The organism is Blautia sp. JLR.GB0024, from assembly GCF_037000545.1.
Classification (GTDB): domain Bacteria; phylum Bacillota; class Clostridia; order Lachnospirales; family Lachnospiraceae; genus Blautia; species Blautia celeris.
Genome location: NZ_JBANBF010000001.1, coordinates 769,185 through 781,083, shown reverse-complemented (window position 1 = coordinate 781,083; position 11,899 = coordinate 769,185). Strand labels below are relative to the sequence as shown.

General features: G+C 43.4%; 9 protein-coding genes. All 9 read right to left on the bottom strand.

Going from position 1 to position 11,899, the window contains the following annotated elements; translation table 11 throughout:
* Window positions 1-7: 7 nt before the first annotated feature.
* The 9 genes from V8Q34_RS03560 to V8Q34_RS03520 all read right to left on the bottom strand — a co-directional run bounded on the left by V8Q34_RS03560 (window position 8) and on the right by V8Q34_RS03520 (window position 11,858).
* Window positions 8-232: an HPr family phosphocarrier protein gene (locus V8Q34_RS03560; RefSeq protein ID WP_335834827.1), complete on the bottom strand. Its 225-nt coding sequence runs from the start codon at window positions 230-232 to the stop codon at window positions 8-10.
* Window positions 233-260: 28 nt separating this feature from the next.
* Window positions 261-1,280, bottom strand: a complete 1,020-nt coding sequence (locus tag V8Q34_RS03555) for a glycosyltransferase family 2 protein (RefSeq protein ID WP_335834826.1) — start codon at window positions 1,278-1,280, stop codon at window positions 261-263.
* Between the two features lie 16 nt (window positions 1,281-1,296).
* Window positions 1,297-1,908, bottom strand: coding sequence for a hypothetical protein (locus V8Q34_RS03550; RefSeq protein WP_335834825.1), 612 nt, complete (start codon window positions 1,906-1,908; stop codon window positions 1,297-1,299).
* On the bottom strand, window positions 1,905-4,343 hold the full coding sequence (locus V8Q34_RS03545; protein WP_335834824.1) for a glycoside hydrolase family 3 C-terminal domain-containing protein: 2,439 nt from the start codon (window positions 4,341-4,343) through the stop codon (window positions 1,905-1,907). The genes V8Q34_RS03550 and V8Q34_RS03545 overlap by 4 nt, the downstream gene beginning before the upstream one ends.
* 76 nt (window positions 4,344-4,419) lie before the next feature.
* Window positions 4,420-7,467: a glycoside hydrolase family 3 N-terminal domain-containing protein gene (locus V8Q34_RS03540; RefSeq protein WP_335834823.1), complete on the bottom strand. Its 3,048-nt coding sequence runs from the start codon at window positions 7,465-7,467 to the stop codon at window positions 4,420-4,422.
* A 121-nt stretch (window positions 7,468-7,588) separates the two neighbouring features.
* Entirely contained in the window at window positions 7,589-8,839 is a 1,251-nt protein-coding gene (locus V8Q34_RS03535) for a GHKL domain-containing protein (protein ID WP_335834822.1), read from the bottom strand.
* Window positions 8,840-8,912: 73 nt separating this feature from the next.
* On the bottom strand, window positions 8,913-9,617 hold the full coding sequence (locus V8Q34_RS03530) for a LytR/AlgR family response regulator transcription factor (RefSeq protein WP_335834821.1): 705 nt from the start codon (window positions 9,615-9,617) through the stop codon (window positions 8,913-8,915).
* Between the two features lie 261 nt (window positions 9,618-9,878).
* Window positions 9,879-11,051, bottom strand: a complete 1,173-nt coding sequence (locus V8Q34_RS03525) for an iron-containing alcohol dehydrogenase (RefSeq protein ID WP_335834820.1) — start codon at window positions 11,049-11,051, stop codon at window positions 9,879-9,881.
* Between the two features lie 36 nt (window positions 11,052-11,087).
* Entirely contained in the window at window positions 11,088-11,858 is a 771-nt protein-coding gene (locus V8Q34_RS03520; RefSeq protein WP_335834819.1) for an SDR family NAD(P)-dependent oxidoreductase, read from the bottom strand.
* Window positions 11,859-11,899: the final 41 nt, after the last annotated feature.

Sequence of the window (11,899 nt, the reverse complement as noted above, 5' to 3'; positions counted from 1 at the left end):
GACATTCTTAACAATATTTTTTTAGTTTTTCTATATCACATTCTTCTGCTTCTGCAATGTTAAGCTGCAGCGGTTTCGTCAAATCCAGGCTAAAAATTCCCATAATAGATTTTGCATCTATTACATATCGTCCTGAAACCAAGTCAAAATCCCCATTCATTTTAGATAAATCATTTACAAATTTTTTTACCACATCAATGGACGGCAGTTTTATATACATCGAAGTTGTCATTCGTATTTTTTCACCTTTCTTCTATTTCTTAATTAAATCCCACGAATTTTTGTGCCAGACAATAGGCCATTTCTGAAATTTTTCGTCCGCTTTTGCCAGGCAGATTCATGCTTCTTCCAAGTACGCTCCATTTCATCCAATAATAAGTCTTTCTGTCATTTTCTTTCAGATAATTCCACAATTCATATTTTTTCTCCAGACTTTCCGCTGTTTTAGAACGAATCAGCATAATGGAGGATACTACCGTAATAATCTCCAGATAATTACGCATATAGTGGCGCAATTTCATGTTTGTGATTTCCCTGGAAAGAATATAATCATCCATCATATAGTAATTAACTTTCAACTGCTGGTCGATTCTTTGAATCATGACACTCTCATTGACAGACTGATCCTCCCGGCCTATGTAGTACCTGTAAAAATCCACATTCAAATAATACATGGTCTTTACGAATGGCAGTGGATGATAGACAAATATATTGTCCACATAAAAGGTATGCTCCGGTAATTGCAGTCGGCATTCCCGCAATAACTTTGTCCGGAAAATAACAGAATGCATTAAGATATACTGCCCTTTTCTTAAAAACTTCACTTCATCCCATGTAAATATCCTGTTCTGAGGGAATGCACTTCTATAACGGATGGCCTTTTTGTGCCTTGCTCCTTCTTTCTCATATACAAAATTACTGATTACCATATCAACCATCTGCTGCTCACCGGCAAGATTTTCCAGTGTTTTCATTACTTCCCTGTAGGCGGATATAGATACCCAGTCATCACTGTCAACTACTTTGAAAAACAGCCCCTGCGCATGGCGCAGTCCGGTATTCACAGCTTCGCCATGACCGCCATTTTCCTGATGGACTGTTTTTACAATATTCGGATAAGCCGCTGCATATTTGTCCGCGATTTCTCCTGTTTGGTCGGTGGAACCATCATCTACAATAATGATTTCCACCTCCGAGCCTCCGGTCAGCAGAGAATGGATACAATTCTCCATATAATTTTCCGAATTATAACAGGGAACTACAATTGACAAGACCTTCATCTGTTTTTCCTCCGTATCATGATTCCTTTTTTGTTTCCCCTTCTGGAAAGATAATCTTAAACACAAAGAAGAATATAATCATGGACACCCCGCCTGTGATAAATGTTACCAGCACATTATACACTGCAGGAGCTACATAGGCAGATGCAATGGGCATCCACAGGTTATTAAAACCGTTGCAGATAAGGGAAATCACAATCCATGCGATGAAATACCACATGGCCTGATACACCGGATTCCCTTTGCTCTTAAATGTGATGTTTCTCTGCAGCGGAAAATTAATACACTGGGCCAGGAATGAACCAACCTCGTAGCTGATAAAATATCCTAACCCCCCTCCAATCAGCACCGCCCCGGATGCATCATAGAGCACGTTATATCCAAGCAGACTCCAGGTGAAATCAACGCCTAAAAGATGCAGTTCCTTCTGCGGCCACATAAACTCTGTCCCGGCAAGGTCTTTTCCTAACATTCCCGGCATAAATGTGAACACAAGATATTGGAATACCGTAACCATCATGCTGAACACAAAGAAGTAAAAAATCTGATATATCCATTTCGATAACCGGGGGTGCTTTTTTTCAAATCCCCTCCACGCTTTCATCCATTTTTCTTTTAACTGGCTCATTCTTCTGCTCCTTTCCCACCAGATAATTTTTTCTCATAAACCTTGTTTGCTTTCCTGTTTTGAAAGAATCCACCGATTACTTTTCCCATCCCCTTCACAAAATGTCCATTCACAACTTCCACAATCCCCTCTACCATGTCCATACTGACTGCACCTGCTGTCATCTTTGCCAGGGCGCGAAATGGCATGTTATAGATAAACAAAATATTCAGATTCGGTTTCCCTTTTTCTTCACTTTTTTTCTTAATACTTGTCAGACGGTTATAAATGAATCTGGCAATCCTACTCTTCGCATAGTACATCTGGCAGATTGCGTCATTTGCTGTCAATTCCCCGCCCCATCTTCCATCCGGAATAGACTCTCCAAGAAGTGTCTCAAATTCCTTATCTGATATCTGCTGTACAATCCCAGTATAATAGTATGGCATTTCCTGCGGATTATAGGGATATGCTGTTGTGGTGCCTTCCACCTCTATTTCCCCTTCCAGCCGGATGTCACTGACGCTTGCCCCGACCATGATTTTGTAAGTCCCCATCTCCACTTCCCATCGATTTGTTTTTACATTCCAATAACGGAAGGTCTTATCATCAAAGGGAATCCGTACCTCTTTGCTTTCCCCTGCTTTTAAGAATATCTTTGCAAAGCCTTTCAGTTCTTTGGCAGGACGAAATACAATGGCATTGGGAAGCCCTACATACATCTGCACCACTTCTGCTCCATCCCGGTCTCCTGCATTTGTAATCTTCGCTGTGATTCCGTCTGTATTAACTTTTAAATCAGAATACAGAAACTCTGTATAGGACAATCCATAACCAAAGGGATATTGTACCCGCACCATACTGGTGTCATAATACCGGTATCCTACATATATGCTCTCCCTGTACTCTGAGTTGCGCTCTGTACTTGGGAAATGCCGGAAAGCCGGTGTATCTTCATACCGTAAGGGATAGCTCTCTGCAAGCCTTCCGGATGGATTCACCTTACCTGCCAGAATGTCCAGCAAGGCACCTGCACCTGCCTGCCCGGACAGATATCCATGAAGGATTGCCTTACAGCAGGTCTGCCAGGGCATTTCTATGGCGGCACCGGCACTCAAAATTCCTACAATATTTTCATTTACCTGTAAAAGGGCTTGTAAAAGTTCAATCTGATTCTGGGGAATCCTCATATGTGTCCTGTCCAGACCTTCGGATTCACTGAGTTCATCCAGTCCAAAGCAATAAAGGACAACATCTGCACCTGCCGCCAGGTCTAATGCTTCTTTCTTCAAAGCCTCATCTGCCTCTCCCGACCGCCGATAGCCTCCGACCACTCCGGCCACACGTAAGTCATAGCCGGGAATTACTTTTTCAATGGTTTCCACGAATGTCGGATTCACCACTGAGGAACCGGCACCCTGGTAACGCGGCTCCTTTGCAAAATCTCCAATCACTGCCACCTTGCAACCTGGCTTCAACGGCAGGATATGATCTCTGTTTTTTAACAGGACTGCGCTTTCCGCTGCTGCTTTCCTTGCAAGGCAGTGATGCTCTTTCTGTTCAAAGCTTTCCCTCTTTATTTTGCTGTTTTCACGCAGTTCCAGCACTGCATCCAGCAGTTGGTCAACGCAAGTATCCAGCTCCTCTCGGGTCAGGCTTCCTTCCTCAACTGCAGCTGCAATCTGTCTTGCCGAATCCAGGCCGGGGGCTGGCATTTCCAGGTTTGAACCTGCTTTTACCCCTTTTACATGGTCATTGGAACCACCCCAGTCTGTAACGACAATTCCATCAAATCCCCACTCTTTGCGCAAAATCTCCTGGAGTAAATGCTGATTTTCATTGGCATATATTCCGTTTACCTGATTATAGCTGGACATAATGGCTTTGGCCCTGCCTTCTTTTACGGCAATTTCAAATCCGGTAAGGTAAATTTCCCGAAGCGTTCTTTCATCCACTACCGCATTCATAGCCATCCGCCGAAGCTCCTGGCTGTTTACTGCGAAATGTTTGGGACAGGCGTAAATTCCCTGGCTCTGGATTCCCTGAATATAAGCAGCCGCCATCTTTCCTGTCAGAAAAGGATCTTCGGAAAAATACTCAAAGTTTCTGCCGCAGAGAGGACTTCGCTTGATATTCAGTCCAGGTCCTAATAATACCTGTACATTAAGTGCCAGTGCCTCCCTGCCAAGCGCTTCCCCGATTTCCTTTCCCAGTTCCGGATTCCAACTGTTCGCGATGGCTGCCGCGGTTGGGAAACAGGTAGCCGGAAGAGATTCATTTAACCCCAGATGATCTCCTGCTCCTGCCTGCTTTCGGATACCGTGAGGCCCGTCTGAACAGAAAACCGAAGGAATTCCAAGACGGGAGATATCTCGGGAATCCCACTCCCCTTTTCCGCTTAAGAATGCGGCTTTTTCCTCTATTGTCATTTTTTGAATGATATCCTGGTGTTTCATTTTTACCTCCATGCTGTGCGTGCCTTTATAGAAAGACAGGGCTTCTCATATTATCAAGAAGCCCCGAACCTATTGATTATTCCTTTTCTGTTTTTGGAACTACTTCGATTGTCGCTTTTTTCTTCTTTTTAAAATAACAAACCAGCACAACCGCCATAATGCTAAGAGAAACAACTGTTACAGCAGTATCAATACAGATAAACAGTTTTGTCATATTTGGCATTTTATCTGCATCCGGGTCCGGAATGGTATAATTGCCACTGTTGACCACGGTATAGAGGATATTTTTACATGCCTGCCTCATGGCAAGCACCATAGTCGGTGAGGTGTTGGTAATCTGGTTGGACTCTGCGGTAAAGAATCCAAGCATGGCGTCATTTCCATTGCGGACAGCATCGTCCGTATTCTGGTAACCATAAGAGCCGTTCCAGTCAGACAGTACCATCCCCCGGAATCCCCATTCGTCCCGTAGCACCGTATTCAGCAGATTTGCATTGGCTCCTGTCCATCTATCACCGATAAAGTTAAATGAGGACATGACCGCCAGTGATTTTCCATCAAAATTCTTGACACAGATTTCAAAGGGCTTCAGGTAAATCTCACGGATTGCCTGCTCGTCCGAATAAGTCAGAAGCAGACTGCAGCGGTTTGTTTCCTGTTCATTCAGAGCAAAATGCTTCAGATAGGCATATACGCCTTTTGTTGCCATTCCGTTCACTATGTTGGAAGCCATATGCCCAGACAGAACCCCGTCCTCGGAATAATATTCAAAGTTACGCCCGGTAAATGCAGAGCGGTGGATATTCATGGCCGGTGCATATGCTCCAAAGATACGGCAGTCTGCATATTCTGCTCCCTGTGCCTCCCCAATCCGGTGGGCAAGTTCTTTATTCCAGGTCTGTGCAATAAGTAATTCCGTAGAATATGCCGTACCATACACGCCAATATACCAGTCATTTAATCCGGAGGTTCCATCAGAATCCAGCGTTCCCACTTTTCCAATAGAATCTACGGCAACTGTCTGGAATCCGCCCAGATTTACCATGCTGATCATATCTTCCACGGACAATTGATCCAGCAGATCTTCCCACAGAGGGTCATCATAATCCTTTCCTGTCAGGTCTGCAGCTGTTACACCATTGTCCGCATCTGTCATAGGCATCTCATCCTTCGGATTGTCGTATTTCTTGGAATCATAATGTGCAACAGACTTTTCAGCAACAAATGCCTTTGTCTCATCATCCATGACATACATGTCCTCTGACGGCGGTGCAGTCGCTTCTTCATAGTTTGCAAATCCATCTGCACGGGACAGATAAGTCACCTCTCCTGCAGAGTAATCCTGGAACTGATTTACCGCAGTTATTTTATCTGACTCCCTTTTCTCTGATTCATAGCTTATATCTGCTTCCACATGGATGGTTTCTTCGTCCAGTACATTATGGGAATCTGACCGGATGGAAAGGATGTAATCCCCTGCTTCCAGCACATACCCTCCATTTTCTGTCTTAATTCCTCTGGCATCATAAGCCGCCATATCCTCCTTTGCAATCTCAAAGGAAAGCTCCTCAGATTCTCCCGGTTCCAGCTGCTTTGTCTTGCCAAAGTCAATCAAATTTACACTCGCTTTCTCAATACCTCCGTTGGTATATGGCGGTGTGTAATAAAGCTCCACCACATCTTTTCCTGCTGTGTCTCCGGTATTCGTCACGGATACCTTCACTAAAATACGGTCTCCCTGGTCAACCGCTTCCGTAAGCTCCTGGGTGAATGTCGTATAGCTTAATCCGAATCCGAACGGGTATTGCACCTTTTCTTCATAGTTAATTAGGTTTTCTTCTGCTGCTGTTTCGTAGAATTTATATCCCACGTAAATATCTTCTACGTAGTTTACAAAAGGAAGGGCTCCTTGATAGGCCACATCCGCTTTGGTAAGCTCTGCTTTCAGATCTTCCACATTGTTGAATGCAAAGTTTCCATAATTGTTGTATGTAGGTGTATCTGCCAGGTCGTACACATAGGTATCCACGGTTCTTCCGGATGGATTCACCGAGCCATTCAGGATTTCACCTAAAGCTGCCATTCCTGTTGCCCCTGTTCCCGGTGTCAGAATCACGGAACCGATGCTGTCATATTCATCTACCCACCCAAGCTCCATGGGGTTATTGGAATTGATTACAACGACCACATTGTCAAATTCAGAGCATACTTTCTCAATCATGGCTTCCTCTGTATTGGAAAGTTCCAGATAGCTTTCACCTTCATCAAAATCGTCATAGTCACCATTATTATCATAATTGCAGGCAAAATACTTATACTCTTCATTCCCGTTGGCAACCTCATCCTTGGGGTCGTAAGTACCATCGATAACCGCTTTCATGTCAAGCGGGACATCCTGGCCTTCGCCGCCGGACCTTGATAACACAATGACGGATGTGTCAGAAAAATCTTTCGCCTCCTGCATCAGTTCCTCTGTATAATGATCCACGGTAGGCTCCGGCAGTGACCAGTCTGTAAAGAAAACACTGACCACGTTTCCGCCAATATTTCTGTCTGGTTTATACTCCTTGTACATGTCAACAAGGCTCTGGTTCACATGGAACCCGGCATCTGTAAGGGATGTAAGAATATCCACGTTTCCAGAATTCGAAGCCGAGCCGGAACCTGTTCCACCGTAAATAGGACTTGTGGATGCCCAGCCAAATACATTAATATTAGAACCTTTCTCAAGTGGGAGCGTTCCGTCATTTTTAACCAGTGCCATACCTTCTTCACCGGTTTCTTTAATAATCTCCCTGGATGCTGCCATAGACTCTTCTGAAACAGAACCTCTTCCATTCAGAATAGGGGCCAGATTGTTATACATCGGCCCAAAGCAAATCACATTCGCCAGGACTGTCACAATCAATATCCAGGATATCCCTGCACCAAAACGGACTACGTGTCTGGTTCCTTTTTTCACCAGCCAGTGTGCTGCAATCATGACAACCACAGCAACGGCAAACAGCCCCACAATGGCATAGATATAACCAGCCAAAGAACGCACATACTGCTGCACATCTGTTTCACTGACCCCCATATTGGTAAAAACCGGGGTCAGCACATCAATTAAAAATTGAATCATTTTTCTTCCTCCCAACCTCTCTTTTCTTGTTATGGGAGTATTATAAAAAAAGAAAACGCTCAATAACTTAAAATGCGAAAATCGGTCGTTATTCTGCGATAATCGGTTATTCTTCCCTTTATTATCCTTCGATTGCTGAGGGAAACAGCATATCCAGATTGAACTTACCATCGCTTATGGACAGCATCATCTCCCCATGATATTTTTCTACAATATAGCGCATACTTTTCACTCCAAATCCATGTCTTGTCCTGTCCTTTTTCTCTGTAACCGGCATGCCATCTCGAAATTCCAGCTCACTGCTGCACCTGTTCTCAAGATGAATCAAAACCATGTCATGGCGGCATTTGATCTGCAGACTGATGATACGCTCTTCTTCCTTCTCTTTTTCCATGCGTTCCATAGCATTATCCAGTGCATTCCCCATAAGTGCATACACATCCGCAGAAGCCATATAAGAGATCATTTTCCCCTCCACCATACAACTAAACTGGATATTTCTCTCATTAAAAATCAATGTTTTTTCTCTGAGTACATAATCCAGCGCACTGCATCCGGTATGGTATGTAGCGTCATAAATTGATACGGCATCCCTGATTTCCTGCAGATATTCACTTCTTGTCCTGTCATCTGCTATTTTTTCAAGGGCTCTCATCTGGTGCTTTAAATCGTGGCACTTCATGTTGATAATATCAATGGCTTCTTTTGAACTCTGCTGCTGTGCGCTGGATATCTCAAGAAGCTGCTCCATCATCTCCCGTTCATGCTTCATTGCATTCTCACGGAGCACGTAATATTCCATTAGCAGAACAAGCGCACAGCACAGAAAACTATAGGCAGGACAGATGACCTCGCCCAACGGTGTCCCGGCAAACTCTCCGGGATAAGACCAGTAAACACTGAATCCAATAGCAAAGACCATGATAACAAGTGCAAGCAAAACAATCCGGAAATCACTGTCTCTTTGCTGATTTTCCTTACTTTTTGAATAAATAATCAAAAAGTACACCACTAGCGCCCCCGCAACATAGATAAAATACCGTGTAATAAAAAGATGCGAAAGGCTGCCATATAACGGATAAGAGTGACGTAACAAATAAAGACCAATTCTGCTAAGCGCAAAGACCATATGCTCTGTGGCATACCCACCTGCCAAAATAAACACCAATTCCCGAAAGCCAATGTCAAAACTGCCCATGATTGGAATCACTGTCAGAAATGCATACCCCAGATAAAGCAGCACATATGGAAACAACGAATTACGTTCCAACGGAATAAGCACAGTTTCCCACAAAGCGCTCAGAGTAATCTGCACAGCCAGTCCCAGTATGAACCGTAGGAAAAAACGCTTTTTCTTTGGCAAGCCAATCAAAAATATTGCTTCTGATACAAGCAGCTGAAACGGAAACTGTATATAAAGATGTTCTAAAAAGTAATATAGCATCTTACATTCCTCCCATAAATTGAATATAGTCCTGTGTAAACGTTTTCTTCTGCCTTCTGGAAAGGGGCAGCTCCTGTCCTGAAGTCAGCAGTACACTGTCTTTACCAATCCTCTTTATATAATGCAGATGAACCAAACATCCGGAAGTACATTCAGAAAAAGGGAGGCCGCTCATTTTATCCTTGATTTCCTTTATACTTCCTCTGGTGCTAAAGCAGTCCTCTTTCATGTGAAAAAGCAGATAATCACGTTCTTTTTCTATGTATAAAATCTCAGAAACCCGAATCCGGAATATACCTTCCTTATTATTGATTAAAATATCCTTTTCTCTGTGGGTTTCGATAAACCGAAATGCTTTTTGAAGCTTTGTGGAAAAATTGTAGTACCCCACAGGCTTTACCATAAAGTCAATCGCCTGCACGGCATATCCTTCAATCGCATACTGTGCCAGGCTTGTAATAAAAATAATTCCTACAGACTGGTCTTTGGAACGGATTTCCCGTGCCACTTCCAGGCCATCGCTTCCCGGCATCTCAATATCAAGAAAAACAACGTCATAGTCACCTTTGTACTCTTCCAAAAAATCAATGCTTGCATAAAATACTTTAATCTGAAAACTCTGGCTGTTTTCCCTTTCAAATCGTTCCAAATAGGTAACAATAAGGGCAGCATCCTCTTTTGAATCATCAACCACTGCTATTTTCATCTTTCGATTTCTCCTTTTTCACTTCGCAATTTCTCTTCCCTGCTGGTTCTCTTCCATTTTTTTATCTTAACATAGACTGTTGCATCATAGCCAATACTTATATTTAATAGTTTTTTATAGTTTTTTCTAATTCATAACACAAATTCATGGTATATTTAAAAACCTTGAGGATTGTGGAGGTTCTTTACAAAATACATAAAAACAGGAGTATACTTCATCCGGTTAGGATTGGTACACTCCTGCACATATAGGAACATTATTTTACATACTTTCTTTAAAGGTTTTCCTGATTTCTTCCCTGGTCAGCACTTTATAACCGCCTTCCATGATAAGGGTACTCTCCACAAGGTCATCCAGCATATCTTCTTTCACGCCCAGTTCTGTGATATTCATGACTACCCCGATTTCTTTCATCCATGTTTCCATGGAGTTTAATCCTTCTATGGCAGCCTCTTCATCCGTTTTCCCTTTTGCATCTACTTCCCAGACATTCACGGCAAAACGTTTGAATTTCGCAAGGCCATAAGGCATGATATACCGGTAATATGGCAGGGATACTGCAGAAAGCGTCATCCCGTGGGCAGCATCTGTATGCGCCCCCACTGCCTGGCCAAGCATATGCACCATCCAGTCAGTCGTTTTTCCCATAGCAACCAGCGTATTGAGCGCCCATGTGGCCGTCCACATAATATTGCTTCTGGCCTCATAATTTTCCGGCTCTTTTACTGCAATCCGGGAACTGTGGATCAGTGACCGCATTAAGCCTTCCATCAGATAATCGGAGGTGTTGTCATCTTCCCCTGAGAAATATTGCTCGCAGATATGATTCAGGATATCATAGATTCCGGATACCATCTGATACTTTGGCAGTGAATAAGTAAACGTCGGATTCAATACCGCAAATTTAGGAAATACATTCTCTCCAAAAATGTGACCGATTTTCAACTTGCTTTCGTGGTTCGTGATGACTGCTCCACCATTCATCTCAGACCCGGTTCCAACCATAGTCAGCACACATCCTACCGGAATAATTTTAGTATCTGCATCCACATCCTCGAATTTCAGATAATACTTTTCCCACGGATCTTCCTTGCAGTTTACAGACACAGAAACCGCTTTGGCGTAATCACAGCAGGAACCGCCGCCCACTGCCAGAATAAAGTCCACCTGATTCTTTCTTGCAATCTGGATGCCTTCCTTAAGTTTTTCAACCGTCGGGTTTGGCATAACACCGCCATCCTCAAAGATTTCCTTTCCATTCGCTTTTAAGATTGCCATAACCTTGTCGTAAATACCTGTCTTTTTAATGGAACCTCCGCCATATACAAGCTGTACATTCTTACCATATTTAGGTAATTCTTCATTTAAATAGTTCAGAGAATCCTCTCCAAAATAAAGTTTTGTCGGGTTTGAAAACACAAAATTTCCTAACATATTTTACATCTCCTTATCATCTTCTGATTTCTTAATTTAAAGAAAAGCTCCGTTACATACCTGCAGAACCTGACCACGTACAGCCTTTCCCATCTTACTTGCCAGATACAGGCAGGCATATGCCTGGTCCATAGGGTCACACTCCGGTCCCGGAAAATAAACATAATGTCCGCTGTACTCAAGCATTTTTGCTCCCCCCGGCTGCTCTCCTGCACGGTTCGCCAGATGTGCCGGTGTAACGGTAGCTCCCGGTGCCACTGCATTACATCTGATATTTGTGTTTACCAGCCTCATGGCAACATTTTTTGTCAGAGTATTTAATGCTCCCTTTGTGGATGTGTAAGTAGCTCCGCAAAACGGGCGGGTTCCATTCACGGAAGAGATATTGATGATGACGCCTTCATTTTTCGGCATAAATATTTTCAGTGCTTCCCGGATATACCGCATAGGTCCCCCAAGATTCGTATCCATTACATACTTCATCCATTCATCCTCTGTCTCATCAATCATCTTCTGCTCACCGATTCCTGCGTTGTTGATCAGGATATCCAGATCTCCAAAAGTTTCCAGAGTTTTTTCCATTACCTTTTTTGTATCTTCTGTGGAACATACATCTGCCACCACACCGATGGCTTGTCCACCTCTGGCACGGATTCCTTCCACCACCTGATTCAGTTTTTCTCTGCCTCTGGCTGTAAGTACCACACTGGCTCCTTCCTCGGCAAAAAGTTCTGCCATTGTCTGCCCCATGCCATAGCTGGCTCCTGTAATAACCGCAACTTTTCCTTCTAACATTTTTGCATCCATCGTTAAGCTACTCCCTTTCTTTGTTTTTATTCTCTGTTTTC